The 25,466-nt window shown below is 56.1% G+C and carries 23 protein-coding genes and 1 riboswitch; of the genes, 12 read left to right on the top strand and 11 right to left on the bottom strand.

The annotated features are described in order from the left end of the window. Positions 1-2 precede the first annotated feature (2 nt). Positions 3-1,067 (top strand): phosphotransacetylase family protein, encoded by a 1,065-nt coding sequence (locus HFN16_RS08440; RefSeq protein WP_168890338.1) that lies wholly within the window; start codon positions 3-5, stop codon positions 1,065-1,067. A 545-nt stretch (positions 1,068-1,612) separates the two neighbouring features. Here the strand turns inward: HFN16_RS08440 and HFN16_RS08435 are convergent. Together HFN16_RS08435 and HFN16_RS08430 are read right to left on the bottom strand one after the other, a co-directional pair. Then, complete coding sequence (locus tag HFN16_RS08435) at positions 1,613-2,551, bottom strand: DMT family transporter (RefSeq protein ID WP_168890337.1); 939 nt, start codon at positions 2,549-2,551, stop codon at positions 1,613-1,615. Positions 2,552-2,631: 80 nt separating this feature from the next. Beyond that, positions 2,632-3,462 carry an AraC family transcriptional regulator gene (locus HFN16_RS08430; protein ID WP_247648481.1) on the bottom strand — a complete coding sequence of 277 codons (831 nt, stop codon included), beginning with the start codon at positions 3,460-3,462 and terminating at the stop codon, positions 2,632-2,634. Positions 3,463-3,593: 131 nt separating this feature from the next. On the opposite strand from HFN16_RS08430, the gene HFN16_RS08425 reads away from it, so the two are divergent. Further along, positions 3,594-4,742 (top strand): isoaspartyl peptidase/L-asparaginase, encoded by a 1,149-nt coding sequence (locus HFN16_RS08425; RefSeq protein ID WP_210772247.1) that lies wholly within the window; start codon positions 3,594-3,596, stop codon positions 4,740-4,742. A gap of 36 nt (positions 4,743-4,778) precedes the next feature. Further along, positions 4,779-4,952: an isoaspartyl peptidase/L-asparaginase gene (locus HFN16_RS08420; RefSeq protein ID WP_168890336.1), complete on the top strand. Its 174-nt coding sequence runs from the start codon at positions 4,779-4,781 to the stop codon at positions 4,950-4,952. Here HFN16_RS08420 and HFN16_RS08415 read toward each other — a convergent pair whose 3' ends face one another. Beyond that, positions 4,953-5,795, bottom strand: a complete 843-nt coding sequence (locus tag HFN16_RS08415; protein WP_168890335.1) for an alkaline phosphatase family protein — start codon at positions 5,793-5,795, stop codon at positions 4,953-4,955. It lies immediately after the preceding gene. A gap of 35 nt (positions 5,796-5,830) precedes the next feature. On the opposite strand from HFN16_RS08415, the gene HFN16_RS08410 reads away from it, so the two are divergent. Further along, complete coding sequence (locus HFN16_RS08410) at positions 5,831-7,195, top strand: MATE family efflux transporter (RefSeq protein ID WP_168890334.1); 1,365 nt, start codon at positions 5,831-5,833, stop codon at positions 7,193-7,195. Positions 7,196-7,366: 171 nt separating this feature from the next. After that, entirely contained in the window at positions 7,367-8,602 is a 1,236-nt protein-coding gene (locus HFN16_RS08405) for a methyltransferase domain-containing protein (protein ID WP_168890333.1), read from the top strand. Positions 8,603-8,676: 74 nt separating this feature from the next. Here HFN16_RS08405 and HFN16_RS08400 read toward each other — a convergent pair whose 3' ends face one another. Next, entirely contained in the window at positions 8,677-8,916 is a 240-nt protein-coding gene (locus HFN16_RS08400; RefSeq protein WP_168890332.1) for a hypothetical protein, read from the bottom strand. Positions 8,917-9,021: 105 nt separating this feature from the next. On the opposite strand from HFN16_RS08400, the gene waaF reads away from it, so the two are divergent. From waaF to HFN16_RS08385, 3 genes are all read left to right on the top strand, one after another. After that, a complete protein-coding gene (waaF, locus tag HFN16_RS08395; RefSeq protein ID WP_168890331.1) occupies positions 9,022-10,059 on the top strand; it encodes a lipopolysaccharide heptosyltransferase II in 1,038 nt (345 codons plus the stop codon). 68 nt (positions 10,060-10,127) lie between these two features. Further along, on the top strand, positions 10,128-10,550 hold the full coding sequence (locus HFN16_RS08390; RefSeq protein WP_168890330.1) for a DUF4079 family protein: 423 nt from the start codon (positions 10,128-10,130) through the stop codon (positions 10,548-10,550). Between the two features lie 57 nt (positions 10,551-10,607). Further along, a complete protein-coding gene (locus HFN16_RS08385; RefSeq protein ID WP_348771075.1) occupies positions 10,608-10,919 on the top strand; it encodes a hypothetical protein in 312 nt (103 codons plus the stop codon). 305 nt (positions 10,920-11,224) lie between these two features. Here HFN16_RS08385 and HFN16_RS08380 read toward each other — a convergent pair whose 3' ends face one another. The 3 genes from HFN16_RS08380 to HFN16_RS08370 form a co-directional block, all read right to left on the bottom strand. Further along, positions 11,225-12,559: a histone deacetylase gene (locus tag HFN16_RS08380; protein ID WP_168890329.1), complete on the bottom strand. Its 1,335-nt coding sequence runs from the start codon at positions 12,557-12,559 to the stop codon at positions 11,225-11,227. A 3-nt stretch (positions 12,560-12,562) separates the two neighbouring features. Further along, on the bottom strand, positions 12,563-14,263 hold the full coding sequence (locus HFN16_RS08375) for a hydantoinase/oxoprolinase family protein (protein WP_168890328.1): 1,701 nt from the start codon (positions 14,261-14,263) through the stop codon (positions 12,563-12,565). Positions 14,264-14,411: 148 nt separating this feature from the next. Then, positions 14,412-14,999: a flavodoxin family protein gene (locus HFN16_RS08370; protein ID WP_168890327.1), complete on the bottom strand. Its 588-nt coding sequence runs from the start codon at positions 14,997-14,999 to the stop codon at positions 14,412-14,414. 591 nt (positions 15,000-15,590) lie between these two features. On the opposite strand from HFN16_RS08370, the gene proX reads away from it, so the two are divergent. After that, positions 15,591-16,613: a glycine betaine/L-proline ABC transporter substrate-binding protein ProX gene (gene proX / locus HFN16_RS08365; protein ID WP_168890326.1), complete on the top strand. Its 1,023-nt coding sequence runs from the start codon at positions 15,591-15,593 to the stop codon at positions 16,611-16,613. Positions 16,614-16,696: 83 nt separating this feature from the next. On the opposite strand, the gene HFN16_RS08360 is transcribed toward proX, so the two are convergent. Continuing rightward, positions 16,697-17,530, bottom strand: coding sequence for a transporter substrate-binding domain-containing protein (locus HFN16_RS08360; protein ID WP_168890325.1), 834 nt, complete (start codon positions 17,528-17,530; stop codon positions 16,697-16,699). A 338-nt stretch (positions 17,531-17,868) separates the two neighbouring features. Between HFN16_RS08360 and HFN16_RS08355 the strand changes: the two genes are divergently transcribed. Then, positions 17,869-18,543: a hypothetical protein gene (locus HFN16_RS08355; RefSeq protein ID WP_168890324.1), complete on the top strand. Its 675-nt coding sequence runs from the start codon at positions 17,869-17,871 to the stop codon at positions 18,541-18,543. A 303-nt stretch (positions 18,544-18,846) separates the two neighbouring features. Here HFN16_RS08355 and HFN16_RS08350 read toward each other — a convergent pair whose 3' ends face one another. The 3 genes from HFN16_RS08350 to uvrA form a co-directional block, all read right to left on the bottom strand. Beyond that, on the bottom strand, positions 18,847-19,410 hold the full coding sequence (locus HFN16_RS08350) for a transporter substrate-binding domain-containing protein (protein ID WP_247648498.1): 564 nt from the start codon (positions 19,408-19,410) through the stop codon (positions 18,847-18,849). 148 nt (positions 19,411-19,558) lie between these two features. After that, positions 19,559-20,374 carry a transporter substrate-binding domain-containing protein gene (locus HFN16_RS08345; protein WP_168890322.1) on the bottom strand — a complete coding sequence of 272 codons (816 nt, stop codon included), beginning with the start codon at positions 20,372-20,374 and terminating at the stop codon, positions 19,559-19,561. A gap of 93 nt (positions 20,375-20,467) precedes the next feature. Beyond that, on the bottom strand, positions 20,468-23,233 hold the full coding sequence (gene uvrA, locus HFN16_RS08340) for an excinuclease ABC subunit UvrA (protein ID WP_168890321.1): 2,766 nt from the start codon (positions 23,231-23,233) through the stop codon (positions 20,468-20,470). Positions 23,234-23,484: 251 nt separating this feature from the next. On the opposite strand from uvrA, the gene HFN16_RS08335 reads away from it, so the two are divergent. Together HFN16_RS08335 and HFN16_RS08330 are read left to right on the top strand one after the other, a co-directional pair. After that, positions 23,485-24,000, top strand: a complete 516-nt coding sequence (locus tag HFN16_RS08335) for a (2Fe-2S)-binding protein (protein WP_168890320.1) — start codon at positions 23,485-23,487, stop codon at positions 23,998-24,000. Between the two features lie 241 nt (positions 24,001-24,241). Next, positions 24,242-24,320, top strand: a riboswitch (cyclic di-GMP riboswitch). Between the two features lie 79 nt (positions 24,321-24,399). Beyond that, positions 24,400-25,407: an HD domain-containing phosphohydrolase gene (locus HFN16_RS08330; protein ID WP_168890319.1), complete on the top strand. Its 1,008-nt coding sequence runs from the start codon at positions 24,400-24,402 to the stop codon at positions 25,405-25,407. Positions 25,408-25,466 lie beyond the last annotated feature (59 nt).

The raw sequence follows: 25,466 nt of genomic DNA, 5'->3' as shown, positions 1-25,466 counted from the left end.
GCATGGCAGGACTCTACATAGGCTCGACAACCGGGTACTCAGGCAAGAACATGATCGTCATGGGTCTGGGGCTTCGTCTTCAGAAAGAAGGCTTCAACGTCGGCTACATGAAACCGGTCGGCGCCATGCCCATGGAGATCGACGGCAAGCTGGGCGATGAAGACGCTGCCTTTGTGCAGGACGTCCTCGGCGTATCCGAAGACCCCGAGCTCGTCACCCCCGTGGTCGTCACTCAGGACTTCAAGGTCAAGGCCTTCACCGGCAAGATGGAAGGACTCCTCGACAAGATCGTGGACGGCTACAAGGCCATCTCCGAGTCCAAGGACATCACCCTCGTGGCCGGTTCCGGCTCCATGTACTCCGGCAAGTACTGTGACACCGACGCCGTCTCCGTCATCAAGAAGCTCGGCATCAAGACCATCATCATCGATCGTTTCCAGAAAGAACTGAAATACGATTACCTCATGATGATGAAGGAACACCTCGGCGATCTCCTCGCCGGTGTCATCCTCAACGACGTGCCGCCCCACTTCATGGACGAGATCAAGCAGCTGCTCGGTCCCGCCCTCGAAAACAAAGGCGTCAAGATTCTCGGTGTCATCCCTCACGATCCTCTCATGGGCGCCATCAAGGTGGGCGACCTGGCCGATCGTCTCGGCGGCAAGATCATTTCCGCGCACAACAAGTCCGAACGCGTGGTCGAGTCCTTCCTCATCGGTACCATGCAGGTTGAAAACTTCATGACCCACTTCCGCAAGAAGAAGAACTCCGCCATCATCGTCGGCGGTGACCGTTCCGACGTACAGCTCGTCGCCCTCGAAGGCGACTGCCCCTGTCTCGTTCTGACCGGTAATCTTTACCCCAACGACATCATCCTCACCCGCTCCGAGGTGCTCGAAACGCCCATCATCATGGTCCGCGAAGACACCTTCACCGTGGCAAAGAAGATGGACGACATCCTCTCCCGCCACAAGCTGCGCGACGCCATCAAGATCAAGCAGGGTGCCGAACTCGTTGCCGACAACATCGACTTCCACCACCTCCGCAGCGAGCTGGGCCTGAAGTAAGGCACAAGCAATACAATCCCAAAGGCCGTCTCAACCGAGGCGGCCTTTTTTTATGAAATCAGGTCTTGAAACCGCTCTGACGAGCGGGATGAAGAATGGACTAGCAGGGTTTTCACCCCTGCACCCGACCAAAGGCCGAGGGCCTTTGGAATCCCATTGGCGCTTACGCGCGAAGTTACTAGAAAAAGATAAATCTCAGAGCCCAATAAATTTTCATCCTATCCAAACGAAGCCCTACACCAGCCCTTGAACACGAGCCTAGAAGCTGACCAAATAGAATGCCGCTGATCAACTATACGTTAGGCAGCGACGATAGTCGCGAATAATGATTAAAGGTATTCTATTTGGATCAGATTCTTAGCGAGTGAGCAGAAGGCGGCCAAGCACACAAAGCCGAGTTTCTTTGGTTCTTTCTTGGGGCGGCTCAGCCAAGAAAGAACCCCGCCGGGAGGGCATGGAGGAGCAAAGCGACGACTCTCAAGCGTCGAAGACGCGCTACTCCTCATCAAATCGCGGCTGATAAGCCGCCTCCACTTCTGCCTTTCCTACTTCCTCCCCACAAACACCCCACCCCCAACCACACAACACGCTGCGATCTGAGCAAAAGTCAGTGTCTCCCCCAACATCAACCAACCAGCAATCAACGCCACTGGCGAAACAAGATTAATCGACAAGGCCGCCTTCCCGGCAGGCATGAATGTCATGGCCATATTATAGAGCCCGAATGCGCCCAGCGACACGAACAGCCCCAAATATCCCACCGCCAACCATGCCGACATGGGCACCGAACCAAACGGGAACCCGCCCGTCATCAACGCCCACGGCAGGAAAAACACCGCGCCCACCACACACTGCATGGAGGTCAGCCACCATGTGGAGTAGCGCACGGACAGCCGCTTGAGCACCACCATATAGATGGCGGCACAGATCATGGCACCCACTTCCATCAGATTGCCGAGGGCAGGATTAGGTGCATTCTCGCCGGAAGCCCCGCCCATGGAAAGCCAGACGACACCACCGATGGAAACGAGCAGGCCGACCACACCGCGTGCGGACATGGGTTCTTTCAATATTGCCCATGCTCCTACCGCCACCAACAGCGGCACGAGCGCGGAGATCATCCCGGCCTGCGATGAGGTGGTCAGGCTGATGGCGTAGCCCTCCAGTAAGAAATAGCAACACGGCTGCATCAGACAGAGGAAGGCAAGCACCTTCCAATCCCCGGCGCGATAGTCGGGCGCTGGGATACGCCTCCAGATCACGGCCACGATGAGCGAGGCCAAGAACATGCGCAGCCAGATGACGATCATGGGTGCAAATCCGGCCAAGGCGGACTTGGTAGCCATGAAGGATGTACCCCAGAGCAAAACAGCTCCGGTCAGGCACAGGGCGGCGAGCAGGCCGGACCCCAAACGGTCAACGGTCCGCTGCATCAACGATGTTTCGGCCACGGCAGTTGCGCCCGGCCCCATTTCTTTGGTCATGAAATACTCTCCTCTCAATTATCTGGGAGGAGTATGGATGAACCGGGCCGACCGATATTGTATTTTATTGCGGAACTGAATCAGGAGCGGGAGCTGTGCTCGGCCTGGTACTGCTTCGGCGTGGCGCCAGTGTACTGTTTGAAGACACGGGAGAAGTGGCTCTGATCCACGAAACCGGATTCCTGCGCCGCTTCACTGATGGGTTTGCCATCGGCAAGGAGCTGCTTGCCGAGGTCGACACGCAACTGATTCTGGTAGGCATGGGGCGGCAACCCCACCTCGTTCTGAAAGACGCGCAGCAGATGATAGCGGCTCAGATGCGCCACTTCGGAAAGCTGATCGAGGCTCACCTTGTCGCTCAGGTTGGCGGCCAGATGATCCTTCACGCGACGAACTGCGGCGGACTCGTCAGAAAGTGCCCCGGCCTCTCCGGCCTCAGCGTGACGGGTCAACAGATCGGCCAGTCCCTGAACAAGGAGTGTCTCCTTCTCCAGCTTGCCGCGCCCTTCCTTGATGGCTTCGTGCAATTCGAACAAGTGGTCAAAAAGATCAGCGTCCTCCACCACCGGAGAAGGGAAAACAGGGAGTCCGGCGTTTGGCCCGAACAACTCCTCTGCCACGGCCTCCAGCAGCGCCGGGGTCACATAGAACATGCGATAGGTCCATTCCCCATCAAGCTCGGGATTGCAGACATGCACCACATTCGGAGCGATCAGTGCAATCTGTCCGGCCACGGCCTCATGCATGGTGTCTTCCAGAAAAAACGTTGTTCGGCCCGATACGATGAGCCCGATGGAATATTCGGCATGGGTGTGCTTGCGAAAGGTCTCCTCAAGGTAGGAGGCGTGACGCACTTCCACGCCCGGCAGATCCGGGTCGCGCCAGAACTTGACGTTGGTATTGGACGGCATTTTTCCCATGCTCCAGAGCGTAGGCATCAAGTCGTGCCGCGTCAATGTTGCGTGAAAAGCCTACTATACTCCACCCTGTGGTTCTGGCATACTCCCACCGCCAAACCCTTAATCAGACAGGTATAAATATTATGAAACCAAGACTCATCGTACACGGCGGCGCATGGGATATCCCCGACAAGTTCGTGGATGACCACATCAAAGGCGTACACCGCGCCGTGGAAGAGATATATCCGTTGCTGGAAGACGGCATGTCCGCGCTGGACGCCGTGGAAAAGGCGGTCAACATTCTGGAACTGGACCCCACCTTTGATGCCGGGCGCGGTGCATTCCTGAACGCTCGCGGCGACATTGAGCTGGACGCCTTGATCATGGACGGCAAGGAGCTGGACTTCGGCGCGGTCTGTGCCGTGGCCAATCTGATGCATCCGGTTTCTCTTGCCCGCAAGGTCATGGGTGCCAAGGACTTCCGCATCCTCGCCGGGGCCGGAGCCATGGAGTTTGCCAAAACGTGTGGTTTTGAAGAATTGGACCCACGAGAGTTGATGACCGAACGGGAACTCGACTTCTACGAGAAGATCAAGAACGACGAGCAATTCACTCCCATTGATGCCTTCAGCGGCCAAGGCCCGTCCGACACTGTCGGCGCGGTAGCCATGGACAAGGACGGCAACCTCGCCTGCGCCACCTCCACTGGCGGCACCCCGCGCAAGCACCCCGGCCGTATCGGGGATTCCCCCATCATCGGTTCCGGCGGCTATGCCGACAATTGCCTCGGCGCAGCTTCGGCCACCGGCTACGGTGAGTCACTGCTCCGCGTCATGCTATGCAGAACAGCCTGCGACTTTCTGAGGCACGAAGCTCCCATGCAAGCAGCAGACAATTCTATATGTGTGTTGAAGAATAGAGGTCAAGGTTATGGAGGCATTATCCTGATCGACCATTTTGGAGATTATGGGATTGCTCATAATACCCCCCGCATGGCCTTCGCCTATGCCGATGACAATGGTAACATTAACGCGCATATTCGACTTGAGGAGGATGTAAATACCCGTCCGTGCAAAGACTACAAAGACTTTTGTGCCAAAATCCATCTTCTTTTAAAAGACCCTTCATTTCCCATCGAGAACATAAAAACTGTCGACTTTTTAGAAGCAATGAACGCTTGGTTAATAAGCACTAAAGGAGGCTCTTCTTTTGATTTTGATACTGATTCTCCCGAATCAATCACTTGGGAAGATCTTACTCAACTAATTCATGCAGCCTCAATGTATGAATAATTTACCGCCTGCGACTTCCTGCGTGACCTGTCGCCCATGGAAGCGGCATGGGAATCCATGGATGTGCTCAGGATTCGCGGCAAAGGATACGGCGGCGTCATCATGATCTCGCCTGAAGGGTACTACGGCTTTGCCCACAACACCCCGCGCATGGCCTTCGCCTTTGCAGACGAGGACGGCACCACGCAGGCGCAGATCGCCATCGGATAATTATCTAGCCCGGCACATAAGGGCGCGGCTGAGAAAAACGGGCAACTCCTCGACGGAGTATGGCGCGTCATCCATGGTCGGGAAATCGCAGACATCGGACACCACGCCAAAGGGCAACCGCGCCTCTTCCGGTGTGGTTCCGCCATGTTCTTTGCCGTAGCCCGCATGGTCGCTGGTCACGATGAGCAGATAGTCGCCCGTGCCCTTGAGGTAGTCGTACAATACGCTGAGATAGTAATCGATATACGTCATCTCTTCGAGGTACGCCTTGGACAGCCAACCCGACTGGGGGCCTACGATATCCAGACCGCTGACATGGATAAAGGCAAAGCCGGGACCGTCTTCCTTGAGGAAACGGACCGCCTTGCCAATGGCGTTTTCCGGCGCAAGGGCCACGACATCGATGCCGGGATTATTCAAGTAGCCGAGCTTGGCCTTGGAATAAAAAAAGCCCGTACGATACCCGCGCTCCTGCGCATCATGGAAGATGGTGCGTCCAGTAACGGTTGGCTCGCCATCATTCCAGACATTGGACTGTCGTCCACCGTCCTCGGGACGTTTCCCTGTCACCATGGCGGCATGGGCGATAAGCGTTTTGGGAGGATTGGTACTCATGCCGCGCCGGGTCAGGCTGCCCAGTTCGAGCATACGCATGGTTTGTGGTGCAGAGGACGTGGTAAGGGCGTCGGGATGCAGGGCGTCGATGGAGACCACCACAACGCTGGAGAAATCCGCTGCGCGGACCGGGCCGCACATCAGCAGCAACAGGACTGCCGAAACAAGCGCAACCGTCTGAACCAGCGACCGTTTTCGAGTTGTTATATAAAGGGGTGTATCAAGCACGGGGAAACATATACACTGCCAACTACGAGACCACAATGAGTGATAAGACAGACCTCACATCCAGACCAATCCCGGAAGTAATCCGGCAGGTGGCAGTCCCCGCTTCCACGGGATTCTTTTTCCAGACCATGTACAACGTGGTGGACACCTGGTGGGCTGGGCGCATCGACACGCAGGCCGTGGCTGCGCTGGCCTTGTCACTGCCCGTCTATTTCATCATCTCCTCGCTGGCCAGCGGCATCGGCACCGGTTCCACGGCCCTCATGGGGACGGCGCTGGGAGCAAAAGACCGCAAACAGGCGGCGCGCATCGCCATCCAGACACTCAGCTTCGGGTTCTTTCTATCCGCCTTCCTGGCGTGGTTTGGCCTGACGTTCGCCCCTGACATTTTCGGATGGCTCGGGGCAGAAGGCGAGTATCTCGAAATCTGTCTCTCCTACATGAACCCGATTTTCGCCTGCAACTTCACCGCGGTGTTCATCTTCCTGTTCAATTCCGTGCTGCAGGCGCAGGGCGACACCAAATCGTTCCGCAACATGCTCATGTTCAGCGCGACCCTCAACGTGATACTCGACCCATGGTTCATCTACGGCGGCTTCGGCCTGCCCGCCATGGGCACGGCTGGTGTGGCGTGGGCCACGGTTATCCTGCAGGGATGCAGCGCCCTCTACCTCGGCTACAAGGCCCGAAAGACCGGGCTGATCAAGACCGACAGCGGCCGCAACCTCATCCCGCGGCTCAAGATTTATGCAGACATCGCCCATCAGGGGTTCCCGGCAGCCCTCAACGCCATGACCATCGCCCTCGGGTTCTTCGTCATCTTCCGCTTTGTCTCCCAGTTCGGCCCGGAAGCCTCGGCCGCCTACGGCATCGCGACCCGAATCGACCAGATCGTGCTCTTGCCCACTATCGGCCTCAACGTGGCCTCCCTGACCATCTCCGCCCAGAACTTCGGTGCCCAGCGGCTCGATCGCGTGCGGGAGGCGTTCCACAAAAACCTCCGGTACGGTGCGACCCTGCTCCTGCCGCTGTCCGTGCCGATTTTCCTCCTTGCCGAACCGCTCATGCGCTTTTTCACTGATGACCCAAACGTCGTGCGCGTCGGCGCAGAGTACCTGCGCATCGATGCCTTCACCCTGTTCGGCTACGTCATCATCTTTGTCTCCACCTCTGTCCTGCAGGGGATGAAGCGCCCGATGTTCGCCATCTGGATGGGCATCAGCAGACAGGTGCTCGCGCCCTATGCGCTCTTCACCTTGTTCACCACCAGCCTGGGCTACGGCACACGCGCCCTCTGGCTGTCCATTGCCGGAATAGTCTGGACCTCGGCCATCGTGGCGTTCTGGTATGCGAACAAGGTTCTCGGACAGATGGAAGCCGAACAAGCGCAATCATCATAGCCAGTTCCGCAACGTTACCGCTCTCACACCGTATTAAGATTCCTATATTGGCATACAACGTGCAATTTTGCCTGTGCTCGGCAATTCGTGCCCTTTTCCCGTCATATTAATGACACGGAGACGTGCGCTATTGCCACTCGGAAAGACGAACAACGTTGATGGAGCGGAACAATGCACGAATACCAACACAGTCCCAAAGTCATACTCATCACGGGCCCGCGGGCAGCCGGTAAAACCACGGTTGCGTGGCGCCTCAGGGACGAACTGGATTACCACCACATCTGGCTGGACGGTATCAACGGCAAGGTGCGCCGAGAGCTCGGCATCGAGGTCAACGACATGTACCACTACACGCCCGAAAACTATGAGTGCTACAAGAAGCACCTCATAGACGAGATCAAGGGCGTCCGGTACAAGAACATCGTCTTTGAAGGCGACGCCATCCGCTCCCTGTACATCTATGAAATTTTCATGAATCTCATCGCCAACTATTACGGCGACTACGCAGTATACAAGGCATTCTCACTCGATCCCCACATGGGGAACCGCCATGAACAGTACATGCTGCGAGAGATTCAGCGCATCAAGGCATACATCAAGCAGAACGCCGGCAAGCCCAAGGAAGAACACGAGGGGGACAAGCGCGTCCGCAGCTTTGACCTCAACATGGTACCGGACCCTCCGGGTTTCGAGCGCATCAGCGACGCCGACGTTATCGTGCAGTGGGCCAAAGACAACGAGAACACCCGTCATCCCAGCCTGCCCGAGAAATACGCGGACCTCATCAAGTTCGTGGCCGACTCCGAGACATACACCCCCTTCTACCAATCCGTGGAAGTGGACAATCTTCGCATCATCAAGGGCATCTTTGCCTCTGACCAGTCATGGGCCAACGTGATGCGCCTCAACTTTGATTTCACCGGCAAGACCGTAGCCGATCTCGGCGCCATGCACGGCTACTTCTGTTTCCGGGCCGAAGAACTCGGTGCGAAAGAGGTGCTTGGTCTGGAGGTCAACCCGAGCTCCGTGGAGGTCGCCCGGGAGATCGCCAAGTACCGCAAGTCGAAGTGCACCTTCGAGGTATGCGATGTGACCACGGACGAGCTGCCCAAGCGGGACATCTATCTCGTCATGAACATGCTCCACTGGATTCCTGATCTGGAAGCATTTCTTGAGAAGCTCACCGATGCGGCAGACGAGATCATCATGGAAGTGGGCGAAACCCAGATCCAACAAATCTCCAAGGCCATTCGGCCCAAGGGCTTCAAGCCCGTGTGCGTGGAAAAGTCCCACCGTCCCGACAAGAAGATCGGTCAGCGCTACGTATTCCGCTACGTTCGTCTGCCGCAGACAAAGCTGGTCCCCGTCGAACAAAAGGAAACAGCTGCGCAGGCAACTGCCAGTTAGACGGCACAATACCGCAAACAAAAAAGGCCGCTCCAATCGGGGCGGCCTTTTTCATTGCATGATCGAACAGCGTTCTAGCTCTCGGCGTCCTCAAATTTTTCCCTGATGATCTCAGCGTCAGAAGCCTTGGCTTCCAACCCGAGGGTCTTGGATTTGCCATGACAGCTGAAGCCGGCCGGGCCATGGGAGACATAGCCTGCGCTCAACGCTTTGGTGTAGGGCATCTGCTCGCGCATGTCTGCGTGATCGATGCGGTTGGGGAAAATAATGGGCGTGGGGGCACCGGAGAAGTCTTCAAAGATGATGTATTTCACGGGTCGTACCTCTTTTTTGCTTGTATTGCTTGGCGCAGAATACGGTCTTGGGCCGGTTATTTCAACCATTGCCTGAAACCGGGTTACAGGATAGAGAATGAGGCGATGAGCGACTACCGAAAAATAGGCGTGTGGCAGACCGCGTTTCTGGGCGATGCCGTCCTGACGTTGCCGTTGTTGACGGCGCTCAAGGAGCGGTATCCGGACGCGGAAATACACTTCTTTGTACGGGCTGGTGTGGAATCCATTTTCCAGGGCCAACCCGAGATCACTTCCGTGCGTCCTTTTGCCAAGCGCGGCAAACAGAAATCGCTCAACGCTGCCGTGCGTCTGGGCTGGGAGATCGGACAGGAAGGTTTCGACCTCTGGATTTCCACCCACAAAAGCCTCCGCTCTGCACTGGTGGCCGGAGCCACGGGCATCAAGCGCCGTATCGGCTATGACTCCCCGTGGTTCAATCGCTTTGCCTATACCGACACCGTACCCCGCCGTTTCGACGAGTTGGAAGAGATCGAGCGCCTGCATCAACTCCTGAAGCCGCTGGGCATTGACACCCCAGCGCCCAAGGCCCATCTCGTGCTGGCGGATTCCGTTCGAGCCGATGCCGACCTCTTCTGGAAGATCCACTGCTCCAATCGCCCGGTGCTCGGCGTACATCCCGGCTCCACATGGCCCACCAAATGCTGGCCCGTAGAATATTTCAGCCAGATCATCAGCCACGCCGCCAATTCAGGCGCTCAGGTGCTGCTCTTTGCCGGACCAGACGAGAAAGAAGTGGCCCGCGACGTCATGTCTCGTGTAACCGCCGACTCCAAAGACGTCATTGATCTGTCCGGTAAACTCTCTCTGCCGCAGTTGGCCGCGTATCTCGGCAAGCTCGACGCATACCTCACCAACGACTCCGGGCCCATGCATCTGGCATGGACGCAGGACGTCCCCCTGGTGGCACTCTTCGGCCCCACGGTGAAAAAGCTCGGATTCTTCCCGCGTGGAGACAATTCCACCGTGGCCGAGACCAAACTCGATTGCCGTCCCTGCGGTCTGCATGGCCCGCGCAAGTGTCCCAAAGATCACCACGACTGCATGCGCAAGCTCACCCCGGACATTGTCTGGCAGGAACTCAGGGGCAAGCTCCACCTCTAGCCGCCTTTGACCAAACCAGGTTTTGGTGTACACTTCCGGCAATACCTATTGGCGGTACGGGAGGTCTCATGGTCTGGTTTCATCCTGTGTTACAGGTCATTGCCACCATGTTCGGCATTTATGCCGGATATCTTGGCATGGAGCGGTTTCTGTCCCAGCATCTCGGTAAACGCACCCAATTTCTCTGGCAGCGCCATGTCCTGATGGGCCGCGTCGCCATCACCCTCTGGCTGCTCGGCATGGTCGGCGGCATGACCGTGGCGCGCCTCAAGTGGCAGGTCAATTTCGTCACCGGCGACCATTACCGGACGGCATTCATCATGTTCCCGTTCCTCATCGTCGGCCTCATCACCGGCATTTACATGGATCGGCGAAAAGCACGACGCACCATCCTGCCGCTGCTGCACGGGGCCTGTAATCTCATCGCCCTCACCCTCGCTCTCTATCAGATAGTCACCGGCTGGCACGTGATCCGCGATTTCATTCTCTAGGCATTGCCTTTTATCCGAACGGACGGTATCCGGTGGTTCCCAACCAACGGAGAAACCATGTCTGATTCGGATTTCGACATATTCAGCGACGCGCCCGCCATTGAAGCTCTCACCGAAGAGAACGAGCCCTGTGTGGGCTGCGGCTGGTGCTGTCTGCGCGATCCCTGTTCCGAAGCGCACCGCCGTCATGGTTACACCCGCCGCTGCCCCGAGCTGCTCTGGGACGAAAAACTCACCCGCTACATCTGCAAGCTCATGCTCGACCCCGAATACGGCGAAGAAGTCCGCAAATCACAGCACGCCGGACAAGGCTGCTACGCGCCCCTCAACAAGTGGCGCGACGATGTGCGCAACCGCGACGACGATTAAGGACAATATTAGGTCGGCCTTTGGAATCCCATTGCTCGCTTCGCTCGGGTGATGGGTTCTTTTTTGGGTGATCGCAGACACAACCCCTTCCACTTATCTCCCCCTATCTCAACCAGCAGACGCAACGAGTAAGAGGCACAACTTCACAAGCTGCCTCGCCCGCGCGGATGCGCATACAAAAAGTTTAGGGGGGAGGAGGGGATAGGGGGATCCAAGGGGGAAAGGGGAGAGAGGGCGACCATTTTCAAATGGTCCCTTCTCTCCCCTTTCCCCCTTGGCCGCCGGAGGCAACCGCAAAGCGGATTCTAAAATCCGTATCGCAGGTAGTCCTTATCGAACCGGTTGATAAGCTGAATGTACCGATAGTTACCCTTGAGCTGCCCTTCTTCCACGATCTGATAGCCCTTGGACCGACAGTCGGGACAGGCATCAATGGGAATCTCGACACCAAGACAGAGCGGCCCGGAATCGGCGCGGGTCTCGACCTTGAACAGCCCGCGACACTTATCGCAAAGGGTCAGGGTTTCCTGCTGCACCTCGTTGATGCCGTCGGTATCGTAGTAGACCTGCTTGTGACGCACGAACATGCCGCCGGAAATGACGCCCTGTCGAGAATCGCCGGAGCCGTCAAACTTGGGCGGATCAAAGTAGAGCTTGGGCAACTGCCTGCACAGCTCCTCGATGTAGGCCGTGGTTTGGGCGGACTGACGAATCTGATCCGGCTTGTAGTTGGGCTCACGAACGTGACTGTAATCGACACCAGCCATGGCGAGACAGATACCGAGATTGATGTAGGGCAACGCTCCCTGAATGGAATAGCCGCCTTCCAATACCGCGATATCCGGCTTGAGCATCTCATTGAGGGCCGCGTAGCCCTGCGCAGAGAAGTTCATGTTGGTGATGGGATCGGTGAAATGGTTGTCCTGCCCGGCGGAGTTGATGATCAGGTCTGGCTTGAAATCCTCAAGGATGGGCATGACCACCCGCTCCATGGCCATGAGAAAGCCCTCGTCCGACGTATTGGGCGGCAGCGGGATGTTGAGCGTACGGCCCATGGCACTGGGGCCACCCAACTCCTGCGGGAACCCGGAGCCGGGATAGAGCGTGCGGCCATCCTGATGGATGGAGATGAACAGGGTGTCCGGGTCATGCCAGTAGACATCCTGCGTGCCGTCACCGTGATGGCAGTCGGTGTCGATGATGGCGACCCGCTTGTGACCGTATTTCTCGCGGATATGCTCGATCATCACCGCTTCGATGTTGATATTGCAGAACCCGCGAGAGCCGTGAACCACCTTCATGGCGTGGTGGCCCGGGGGACGCACCATGGCAAAGGCGCAATCGCGTTCGCCGGTCATGACGAGATCGGCGGCCTTCATGGCCCCGCCCGCAGAAATACGATGAGAGCGCGTGGTCACGCTGTTCACATCCGGAAAGCAGAAATGAACCCGCTCCACGTCCTCGATGGACGCCACTTCAGGCTTGTATTCGCCCACCCCTTCGATGTCGAAGAGCCCTTCCTCGCGCAGTTGGTCCTGCGTGTAGAGGAGCCGCTCCTGCCGTTCGGGATGGGTCGGTGAGATGGCCCAGTCAAATGCCGGGAAAAAGATGATGCCGAGTTTGTTGTTTGCCTTGAGCATGGCCTAGCGTCCTCCCATGGTCGAAATCACGCCGGGGCGGACCTGGCATTTCACGCGAATGTTCTTGCCCACCTGCTCCATGCCTTCCACCATGTTGAAGCTGGAGGTGTGGGTAATCTGGGCGTCCTCGGTCTGGAGGAATACGCCCATGGAGTCGAGCTGCATGGTCAGCTGGTTCACCGCATCCTTCTCCGCATCCTGCTGATCGTAACTGGTGGGTACGTTCTCGCGGTAGGACAGGGACGGGATGAACAGGACATGCCGCTGAGTGTCGGCGAAGAGCTCCAGCTCCCATGTAGTACGTGTCAGGGCCGCGCCGATGGCGTTGGCAACGTCGAAGTTGGCAGGCACCTCGGTGGAGAGCTGGAAGCGCCGGAACAACGGCATCTTCATGGCCTCTGCCGGACCGCCCATGAGGTAGACCTTCTTGGGGATGACCCGCTTGTTCTCCACCAGTTCGTGAATGGTGTACACGGGCTTGGAGTTGATCCGGTCGATGAGCTCGCGCGTGGCCGTATGGATGGCATCCGAAGCGTAATCAACGGCAGCCTCGGCCAGCTTGTCGCCAGCGATGGAGTGCTGCGCCCCGAATGCCTCCATGGCAGCCCGGGAGGCCTCCACGTCGCCCACTTCACAGACGCCCATGCAGTTGAGGGCGTCGGTCAGGGTAACGCGCTCACCGCCCATGCACACGGACGGACCGAGACGGTTGGGGCCCACACGGACCTCCTCGCCCACCACGGAGATGGCCGAGTCGCCGCCGATGCCGATGGAGTGGACCTTGAGGGCCGAGACCAACGTCGGGTGTGAACCAATGGAAATACCTTCGCGCTCGATGAGGGGCGCGCCGTCGGCGAAGACCGCGATATCAGTCGTGGTGCCGCCGATATCCAGAATCACGGAGTCGTGGAAGATGTCGGTCAGTGCGATGATGCCCATGACCGAGGCCGCAGGACCGGAGAAGATGGACTGCACCGGCAGCTTGCGCGACTGGGGCAACGGCATGGTGCCGCCGTCCGCTTTCAGGATGTTCACTTTCACATGAGACAGGCCCATGCCGTCCAACGCCTTTTCAACGGCAGTGGCGAAGTCATTGTAGAGCCGCCAGACCGCGCAATTGAAGTAGGCCGTGGCCACGCGGCGCGGGAAATTAAGCGCCCCGCCAAGCTGGTGGCCGAGGGTGACGAAGTCGGCGTGATCGCACTCTTCCACCTCGCGACACTGGCAGACCATGCGGCGGATCACGTTCTCGTGGCGCGGATTGCGCGTGGAGAACTTGCCCACGGCCGCAAACACACGCACGCCGTTGTCGCGACAGGAGTCGATGGCCTTGGTCAGTTGACGTGAAGACAAGGCACGAACCTCGTTGCCGCGATGGTCGATGGAGCCTTCGATGACATGGAAATCCTTGCAGGGCATGAAGTTGTGCGGGTCGATTCCCGGACCGGCCGAGATGATGACACCCACGTCTTCGGTCTTGCCCTGCACAATGGCGTTGGTGGAGAGCGTGGTGGACAGGTTAAGCTGCGATACCTGCCCCTTGTCTACGCTTTTCAGAATGATTTCGAGCGCCTCGGTGACCGATGAAAGCAGGTCATCGTGACGCGTCTGAACTTTACATGAGGTGACGACCTCGACGCCTTTGTCAAGGTCGATGGCGACGGCATCGGTATGCGTGCCGCCTACGTCGATTCCAAGTAACATATGGTTTTTCTCTCTCGTTTCAGCTGAACCGCAATATTCAAGCGTAAACGAGAATTAGCAGGGGTTGCGCCTACGGCGCAAGATGGAATCAGGTGAATGGTTGTAATCGGGTGGTGAATGGAAAGCTGGAACCAGCCCAGTGTCCACCTTACTTGCCCAGCGCCTTCGCCAACGTCTGCCCTGCATTCCTGGCTTGATCCATGATGTCGTCATGGTTCACCACAATGCCTCTGTCGAACATCCTGAGGATCGCGACCTCTTCCACAACATCAAACCCCAGCGCGGTCATGGGCAAGCGCATCGCCTCCAGAGCCACGCCCATGTCGTACTTCTTTTCCTGCTCGGCGATGGCCACGATTACGGCTTTGCGCCCCTGCCCGGCAAGTCGGCTTGACCACCCTCTCGGGCGCTCGTCGTTGAAATCGTAGAAACAGTACAACCTGTCGATGAAGGCCTTCACCCAGGCGGTGACGTTGTAGTTGTGCACGGGCGTGACCAGCACAAGCCCTTTGGCATCAATGATCCTGGGGTAGAGGAGCGTCATGCCGTCATTCATCCTTGTACAGATCTTATCTTTTCTACACTTCTCGCATCCGAGGCATGGCTTGTAGTCGTAATCGCGAAGGTGAACTGCTTCTGCTGACTCTCCGGCGCCCTCCGCACCGAACAGAATTGCTTCCAAAATTTTGTGAGAGTTCCCTCCACGACGGGGGCTTCCTTCAAAACCAATGATCATAGTTTTCCCCTTTAACCTGAGTCTCGTTTACAATATACGACCACACAAAACGAGTCTCATTTTAATATCAAAACTCAGCATTTCGACACAACCAATTTTATAATATATCAATGACTCTTCATCAACCAAAGCCATTGCATTTTGTGAATTTGACAATCTTTACTATTTTGTATAGTGTCAACATCTCAATTTAATACAACATCAAAGACTAACATCTCACAACAGTTAATACTAGTGTAGTATACGGTTTATTACTGTACTATTTAAAGCAACATTAAAAAGTTACATTAAATAGTAAAGATAAAATACACTATTTCATAAAAGTACACACTACACTAATTAATTATGTTCTTTACTGCATATAATCACCGAATAAGCCCGGGAGAATATTTCAACTAGAGGGTTTCAGCAGGCTCCAGCCGGAGTTGCGGAGAACCCATTATTATTATTGTACAATTGGCTGACATGCAATGCAGCCACAAACGGAGCGACATCTTGTTGCTCTTTTTTATCGCCCTTAGTTCCTGAGGAGGGACAGCGCCGCCACCAAGCGCATCAGGCGGCAGGGTCAACTATAACCAAGGAGAGTTTATGCGACGTATTTTGGGTGTACTGCTTTGTTTCATTTTGATGACGACCAGCTGCCTGGCCATGGACAAAACCCCGGGCAAAGGCATTACCGTCAAGCCCGCCCGCGCCACATGGAATACCGGCTTCTTCCAGGAAGCTTTGATCCGTCGAGGCTTGGAAGAACTGGGCTACACGGTAAAAAAACCGAAAGACCTGCAAAATCCGATTTTCTATAAATCCGTAGCCCTCGGTGATGTGGACTACTGGGCAAACGGTTGGTTCCCCAACCACGACAGCCAGCTTCCCAAGAATTTTTACGACAAGGCCGAGAAGGTCGGTTACGTCGTCAAGGCTGGCGGACTGCAGGGATATCTGGTCTCCAAGAAACTCGTGGAGAAGTACAACATCAAATCTCTGGAAGACTTTAAACGCCCTGAAGTGAAAAAAGCATTCGACCAGAACGGCGACGGCAAGGCAGACCTGACTGCCTGCCCTCCGGGCTGGGGTTGTGAAAATGTCATCGGCCATCACCTGAAAGTGTACGGCCTTGAAGACCACATCACCCCGGTCAAGGCTTCCTACGAGGCAGGCATGGCTGCTGCCATCGGAGCATACAAGGCCGGAGGCCCTGTCTTCTTTTACACCTGGACCCCCAACTGGACCGTTTTCAAGCTGAAGCCCGGCAAGGACGTCATGTGGATCAACGTCCCTGAGATCATGCCCACAGCAGCACAGGCTCCGGGTGAAGACCGCATGACCGTTTCCGACGTCGAGGGCGCAGTTTCCGACCCGATCAAACTCGGCTTTGTCGTGTCCGACATCCAGATCGTCGCCAACAAGAAATTCACCGCAGCCAATCCTGCCGCACGCAAGTTCATGGAAGAGTTCAAGCTCACTCTCAATGACATCTCCGCTCAGAACACCCGCATGAATGAAGGTGAAAAGTCCGACAAGGACATCGCCAAACATGTGGACGAATGGATCGCCAACAACCAGGAGAAGTGGAATAGCTGGCTCAAGGCAGCTCGCATGGCTGCAAAATAGCCTATCCATTCCTGACAAAGACAACGTCCCGGAAGCGTTCTGCTTCCGGGACTTTTTTTCACCAATGACAATAGGTAAAGCTATTACTCGGTATACTTCCTGATAATGGCGTCGATCACGCCTTCGACCTTCATCTTTCCCAGCTCTTCATTGATCTGCGGCATCATGTCGACAAGCTTGGATTTCTTGCTCACAGCGATGCGAAGCACCCATTCGATGAAAGACTTGTCGGAGTGAACGACCTTGCCGCGCAGTTCGGGGTGCTTCTTGAAGAGCCCCGCCGCCACGATCTCATTGCCGGGAAATATCTCGATTCTTCCAGCCACCAGCTTGACATAATTGAGGTAATCGCTGTTGGCCACGTCCACGTGCATGGACTTGAGCAGCTCATCGAATTTCGGGCCATAGCTATAGCCACGCGTCACGCCGATCTTGTACCGCCTCAAATCTTCCAGCCTGTCGAAATGAACAGCCCGCTCCCGGAGACCACTGGCAGACCATATCAATCCACGCACGGTCATGACCGCATTGGAGAAGAGTAGATACTTCGACCGCTCGGGGGTCTTGATCAGAATGAGGGTGGCGTCCGCCTCCCCGTTTTCGAGCATTTCAAGAGATCGCTTCAGCGGGAACACCGAAAGGGACATCTGCATCTCCAGGCGAGCGAACAACTGCTTGCCCAGCTCTACGGCGATGCCGTCCAGCACACCATCCTCGTCCTGATAGAACGGGGGATAATCGAATCCGACCAGTCGCACGGGCTTGGAATCCTGCGCCCATGCCGAAGGGGCAAGTACGACGTGTACACAACAAAGGCTGGCCAGACAAAGAACAATGGCAATGATCTTTGTGAAGCGAGCTTTACAAACAGAATAATGGTTCCGATCCGGATTCAATACCGCCAATGCCACGATCATCTCACTCTTTCTTTTGTCCCCACAGCAATGGGCGCGATTAGCTCATCATTTGGTTGGCTACGGCAACCGCCTCGTCATAGTCCACCTGAATAGTATAATAATGCCGTATTACTGTGTGAGAAGATAGCCCAATACAACGATTGTGTGAAAAATTGACAATCAACATGAATTTCAATTCGGGCTGTTGCACCTGCGTCGTCTGGTTTTTTCCGAAAAACCAAGATTCCAGCATGCAGGTTTACCCCCTCCCTCTACTACAACCTGCAATGATTCACCTTCCTTTCACTTGGCGTACTTCTTGTATTTACAGTCGATCAAATATCAAAAGTGAGGTTGCCATGAAGAGATCATTCTTAGCCGTATTGTTGCTTGCCCTCCTGCTGATACCGCAGATGGCACAGGCATATTCATTTCAAATTATTGATTTTATTAATAAACCTTATGAGAATAGCGGTTGGAATTATGCGGCTGAAGGGGAAACACTTTCTGCAGGAACGCAAACCATCGCTTCTTATCACAGCACGATGAACGCCCTGGACCCATTTGGTCAGGGATCACAATCCCTAAGCCGGAATGTTATTATGGAGTTCAAGCTCGTATCTGGAGAGAATCCGGCAGGCCCGGTCCAGGTTAACTACGACTTCGACTTTACCGGTGTCGCCGTAGATTACGCCCCACACATAGATGGAAGCAAAGGGGCTTCTTACGCAGGGGGAGTGGACCTATCCGGCAGCAAGAGTATCTTCCGAGAATCTTTTTCCGGCAATCTCGGAGATTCCGTCTTTCACAGAGGATCAGGAACTTTTCAGCTCATGACCGATGCTTCCTATTACCTTATGATTGCGTCATACGCTGATGCATTTGCACATACAGATGGGACCTATACCGCTGCATCGGCCATTTCCAATTTCAACATGCAGGTTGCCCCCACTCCCCTCCCGGGTGCAGCCCTGCTGCTCGGGCCCGGTCTGGTCGGCCTGCTCGGGTTCCGCCGCCGGATGAGCAAGGCGTAACGGACATAACACGGCTCTCTTAAAAGCCTCCCCCCGGTCATCCGGAGGGAGGCTTCTTGCTTTGAGGGATGGGAAAATGAGATGCCATCCATTGGTATCTTGCGATCATGCAGGGAGAAAGATCAAACAATGCTACTTATCGTAGGAAGATATGATTTTTTACATGGCCCCATCCTCCCACATCTCCCGGATTGCCGTGTCAAAGGCTTTCAAAAGGACTAAAGCGTCAGGGCGCGTCTTCGCAAGAGTCGTGTGGTATTTATCGACAAAAAGGGGCGGAGAGAGCGGAAGGACCTGCCTCCTTTAATCACCGCCCCAATCCTTGTTCACCCAGTAACGAAGCTCACGTCTCCCTTCAATTGCATAATCAATTCTGCCCTCCTGCAGCAATTGGGCAATGAACTTCTTTGAATTGATCAGCACCGGTTCCAGGCATTCAAGGGAGGAGATTTTCCGCGCAACATGTGAACCCCGAAGCACACCGACTTTCCCCGGACAGAGCTCTTGAATATCCTCGTATGTTGTCTTGGGCCTTTCCAGCGCCCAGAAACTTATTTCATTCTCGAATTTCCACTTCGAGAAAAACATATACTCGGCACGCTCCGGCGTGAGACTTGAAACAACCAGCCCATCGACTTCGCCAGTCTCAGCCATTTGCAAGGCTCGCTTGAACGGCACAAATACAACGTTGGTTTCTATCCCGGCCCTTCGGTAAGCCTCTTGGACTATCTCAACGACCAGCCTCTTGCTCTCCAGATGCTCCGTGGCCAAAGGGGACCATTCGACGGTCGACAGCACGAGAGATTCCCCGGCACAGGCAGGCCGAGCGGCAATTAATGAAAGCAGAAAACAGAAAATGATTACCACGTAGCGCAAAAGAAGCTCCTAACTCGATCGGGGGAAATGACACATCCAATCCATTCTCCCACCAAGGGTACATGAGAATCGTATAATCCACTCCTTATAATGGCTACTACTGTCCGGGAAAGAAAAGAGCAACTGGAATGGACTATTTTCACTCCCAATCGCTGAGGCCGTATTTGGCGAGTATTGCAGCCAGTCTCCCTGACTCTCGCAACCTCTTCATGCCGTCGTCGACAATCTTCGCAAGCCGCCGTGACCGCTCAGGGTGCAATGGACTGAAGGCATAATACAACTTTTCCGATTTCGGCGACGGCCCGTACCCGACAAAGAAGACCTTGTCCTGTAGACCATTGCGCTTGATCTGATAGTTCATCACCATCGAGGAACCGGGGATCAACTGCACCCGGTGAGCCAGCAGTAACTCCATCAGCTTCGGGAAGGCTTCATCCCCATAAAGGCGTATGTAATTCTCAGGATGCTTCTCTGCATCTTCCAGGAGCCACTTCCGGTAGCCCCACCCGCTAACGATGCCGATCTTCAGATCTCGTAGACCATCGTAATCATTTATTTTAAGATGGGGATTTGTCGAATAGAGCCCCATTACGGTCTCGCCAATGGTGGTTTCAGGAAAGATGCAATTCGGCACCTCGAATTTGAACGCGCCAATGACCAGATCTGTCCCGCCCTGCTCCAGACCCAGGACCGATCGATTCCATGACCTGTCGGCATACTCAACCCGAATGTCGTGAGGGGTGAATATCTCGCGCAGGATGTCGACGGCATACCCTTCTTCATCGGACCCGGGGACTCCATTATATGGCATCCAGATATCGCTATGAACCCTGACCACACTGTCTTCGGCCACCACCGGCAAGGCGAAAAACACCCCGGCGAGGAACAATATGCACAATACCAGTGTGCGATAGCTATACACAGAAAACCGCCTTTTTTTCATATCTACAATCAATCACCACTTCACCGATCTTCGCAATTATTATCGTGGCGCAACAAGAAAGGCCGCCCCGGACGGAACGGCCTTTCTGCATTGTATGACGGTATTCTATTTCAGGAACTGCCCCGTGGCCGAATCCGGATTGGCGATTATCTCCTCAGGAGTTCCGGCCGCCACGATCTGGCCGCCATGTTCGCCACCGCCCGGACCGAGGTCGATGACATGGTCGGAGGCCATAATGACGTCGGTATTGTGTTCGATGACGATGACAGTGGCCCCTTTTTCCACCAACTGATGCAGCACGCGGATCAGCTTGCCGACCTCGTGCATATGCAGGCCGGTGGTGGGCTCGTCGAGAATATAGAGCGCACCGGGCAGGTTTCGCTTGCCCAGCTCGCGGGATATTTTGATGCGCTGGGCCTCGCCGCCGGACAGCGTTGTGGCTGCCTGACCAAGGCGAATGTACTCCAGACCGACCTGCGCGAGGACGTCCAGACGGCGCATGAGGGGCGGATGGTTGGCGAAGAACTCGCGCGCCTGACGCACGGTCATGTTCAGCACGTCCGCGATGTTCTTGCCCTTGTATTCCACCTCAAGGGTCTGGGCGTTGTAGCGCTTGCCCTTACAGGTTTCACAGGTAACGTAGACATCGGGCAGAAAGTGCATTTCCACGCGAATCTGGCCGTCGCCCTTGCACGCTTCGCAGCGACCGCCCTTGACGTTGAAAGAGAAGCGGCCCGGCTGGTAGCCACGGGTGCGCGCTTCCTTGGAGCCCGCAAAAATCTTGCGGATCTCGTCAAAGATCTTGGTGTAGGTGGCCGGATTGGACCTCGGCGTACGGCCGATGGGTGTCTGGTCGATGGAGATGACCTTCTCGATCTTGTCGAGCCCCTCGATGCCGCCGATCTTGCCGGGGTTGTTGGCCTTGTTGCCCTGATGCAACTGGAGATGCTTGTACAACGAATCCATGACCAGCGAGGACTTGCCCGAACCGGACACGCCGGTGACACAGGTCATGACACCCAGCGGAATATCCACGTCGAGATTCTTGAGGTTATTGGTCTCCACGTTCTTGATGACCACATGATCCGTGGGCTTGCGACGCTCCTCAGGCGGTTCCACGCACAGGTCGCCGCGCAAATACTTACCGGTCAGGGTATCTGCCTTGAGCAGCTTGTCCACCGGCCCCTGAAACACGATCTCGCCGCCGAGCCAGCCCGAGGAAGGACCGATCTCGATGACATGGTCTGCCTCAAGGATGGTAGGCTCGTCATGCTCTACCACCAACACGGTGTTGCCGCGTCGCTGGAGTGAACGGAGGGTATCGATGAGCCGCTGGTTGTCACGGGGATGCAGGCCGATGGACGGTTCATCCAGCACGTAAGTCACACCCACCAGCCCTGAACCGAGCTGGGATGCGAGACGAATGCGCTGGGCCTCACCACCGGACAGGGTGCCCATGTTACGGCCGAGGGAAAGATATTCGAGGCCAACATTGACCATGAAGCCGAGCTTATGGGTCAGCTCCTTGAGGAGCGGCTCGGCAATGAGGTTGTCCTGCCCGGTAAATTCCAGACTGTTGAGCCATTCCAAAGCTCGCTGGATGGACATGCAGGCGAACTCGAACATATTGACGTCGCCCACGCGCACGGCCAGAGCCTCGGGACGCAGACGTGCGCCGTGGCAGTCCGGACAAGGGCGGGACTGCTGGAACCGGGCGGTCCAGTGATCCCACACGCCGGACATCTGCTGCCCGTACTCCAGAATCGGGACTACGCCCTGCCAGTTGACCTTGGGGTTACCGAAGAACAGATCATCCCACGCCTCAGCCGAAAAATCGCCCAGCGGGGTATCCAACGTCACGCCGTGCAGTTTGCAGAGCGCCTTGAGCTTGGGGCCATACTGCTCCTGCCGATAGGCGGACTTCCACGGGATCACGCCACCGTCGTTCAGGGAGAGGCCCTTGTTGGGCGAGATGAGGTCCGGCTCGAAATATTCCACGGAGCCGATGCCGTTACAGGTCTGACACGCGCCCTGCGGCGAGTTGAAGGAGAAAAGCTGCGGCGTGAGGCGCGGCATGGAAATCTTGCAGGCCGGACAGGTGGAGAGGGTCGACATAAAGGTGTCGCCTGCGTTGTCGCCGCCCACCACGGACACGATCATGCGCTCGTCGCCGTGTTCCAGCGCCAGCTCGACCGAGTCGGCCAGACGCTTCTTGATGCCGTCCTTGATGACCAGTCGGTCCACCACCAGATCGATGGTCTTCTTGGTATTCTTCTCCAGCTCCGGCACATCGTCCAGCGTGTACATTTTGCCGTTGATGCGCACACGCACGAAGCCGTCCTTCTTGAGCTTGGCGAACAGGTCCTTGTGCGTGCCCTTCTGGTTCTCCACCAGCGGGGCGAGCAGCATGAACTTGGTGCCCTGCTCCATCTCGAGGACGGTGTTGACGATCTCGTCCGTGGTCTGGGCTTCGATAGGCTTGCCGCACTCGGGGCAGTAGAACTTGCCGAGGCGGGCAAAGAACACGCGCAGAAAGTCGTAGACCTCGGTCACGGTACCCACGGTGGAACGCGGGTTGCGCGAGGCGGTCTGCTGCTCCAGCGAGATGGCCGGAGAAAGGCCCTCCACCTTGTCCACGTCCGGCTTGTCCATCTGTGGAAGAAACTGGCGGGCGTAGGCGGAAAGGGATTCCACGTAACGACGCTGCCCCTCGGCGTAGACGATGTCGAACGCGAGGGTGGACTTGCCCGACCCCGAGGGACCACACACCACAACGAGCTCGTCGCGGGGGATATCAAGGGTCAGGTCTTTCAGATTATGGTGACGGGCACCTTCTATATGAATAGATTTCTTGTCTTCGGATTTGGTCATTCCGGGAGAGTAACCATTCTTATTAAGAAGGCAAGACACCATTGGTGTGAAAAAAGCACAATTGCTTCGTTGTAACGGAAACGACAAACCCTCGCGTATATTTAATACGCGTCGGCCTTGTCGTTTCCGCCACGCCTTGCACTTGCACCTTTTTGACACCAACGGATTCCGGCTATGGACATTCGTTTATGGCGAACTTATCCTACTTCGGTAGTGGAAATTAAAATGAATTTCACCGCCAGGAGCGATATATGACCAAGCCCATGATGGACCTGCCCATGAACACCAAGAGTGAAACCTGTGGTTGTGGCGGTCCGCCCAAAACCATCGAAACCGAATGCCCCCACTGCGGACAGAAAGGCATGCGCGTACGGGCAGGCACCGTGCGTTATCTGCTGTTCGACTCCTACCGCGACGAGGTGAAGGACAAGATTTACGGCCTCTGCCTGACACCTGACTGCATGGTGTCGTGGTATGCACAGGATGGCACCCATCATTTCAAGACAAGCCAGACCATGACCCAGATCTGGACCAAGGAAGACGCCGACCCGGTCTACGTCTGCTACTGTCACGAGATCACCCGCCAGATGATCAGCGACGCCATCGCCAAGAAGGGATTGCGTACCATCGAGGAGATCATCAACCACTATTACGGCGAGATGAAGTGTTCCTGTGCCACCAACAACCCTTCGGGACAGTGCTGCTTCGAGAACTTCGAAAAGATCATCGCCGAAGAGCTGAAGGACTACCTCGGCTGCAGCTCGTGAGGTGGTCCCCGCCGCCGGTAGGCTACCGGCAAAAAGCTGTCATGCGCAACCACAGTTGACGCAACCCCCTGTTTCGTATCAAATAACTTCAAGAACGAGGCGGCATTCACGCCTGACGTGTCAGTACGACAACTATTCAGTCTCGACTGATTCCCACTAAAGCCCAACCCCGGTTAAACCGACAATAACGGTGTACGCGGCGGTCGTTTACAGTCGGACGCAGGGCGCGTATAAGGATAGATGAAGACAAAGCCAAACCCGTCGTGAGGCGGGGACGGAAAGCCACGGGTCTTAACCATCAAGAAAGCCGGGCTACCGAGTATACTGAACGGGACCGTAGCGCGCGGTTTCCGGTCAACGGCTTGTTTCCGACATGGCTACGACACCCGGGAGGGAGTCATGGGCAACACAGCGCCAGCCGAAAACGGCAACAACACAATGAAGAAGAAATCCAGCGGACTGTTTCCAGTCTCGCCGTATATGGTCATCCCGTCCCGCGTGGGCGGCTTCGCCCTGTATCTCAAACAGGGCGAGGAATTCGTGCTCTATGCCGAGCGCGGCGTACTCTTTACCGACGAACACCGCGAACGCCTCACCAAGCTGGACGTCAAGCACGTCTATATCAAGGCCGAAGACTACGCTTTTTACAACACCTACCTGCACGACAACCTGCTGGAGCTGCTGGATGACGAGATCATCCCGGTCCGCGAGCGCGCCCGTGCATGGAATGACGCCACGGTTTCTCTGGCCAAGGACGCCTTTGACAAGAAGCTGCCCGCCACCATGGACAAGCGGCAGTTCATCCGCATCCGCAAGCTGATCAATTCCAGTCTGCGGTTCCTCGCCCGCGAAGACTCCCTGCGCGAGCTGGCCCGCTTCATTGCCGATGGCAGTGAACTGTATCGCCACGGTATCGGCGTCATGGTCATGACCATCAGCGTGCTGTCCTCCTATGTGAAGGACGACTCCGACCTCATGGTGGCAGTGGGGATGGGCGCCCTGCTCCACGACATCGGTAAGCTGGAACTGCCGGACCACCTTTTCTCCCGCCGCGGGGACTCCCTTTCCATGGATGAGCAAGGCCTTATCCGTTCCCACCCGGCACTGGGTGTGGGCGTATGTTCATCCCTCCCCCTGCCGCAGGAAACCCTGCAGTGCATCCTGTTCCACCACGAATGCAATGACGGCACAGGCTATCCCTCCGGCGCACAAGGAGACATGTTGCCCTCCTACGTCAAGGTGCTTTCCCTGTGCAACGAATACGACAACCTCACTCGTGGCCTGCACGGTCGCAAGAAGCTCACGCCATTCGAGGCACTCACCCGCATCAAGAACCGACGCGGATGCTTTGACAAGGAGATGCTCGCACGGCTCATCGCGATTCTCTCCAAGGCAAAGCTGACATAAGCAAACAGAAAGCCCCGCGCATCACTGCACGGGGCTTTTTCTTTCAATATTTTAAGGAG

This window comes from Pseudodesulfovibrio sp. zrk46 (assembly GCF_012516435.1).
Lineage (GTDB): Bacteria > Desulfobacterota > Desulfovibrionia > Desulfovibrionales > Desulfovibrionaceae > Pseudodesulfovibrio.
Note: the sequence above shows the minus strand (reverse complement) of the source record. Positions and strands in the feature narration are given on the sequence as shown.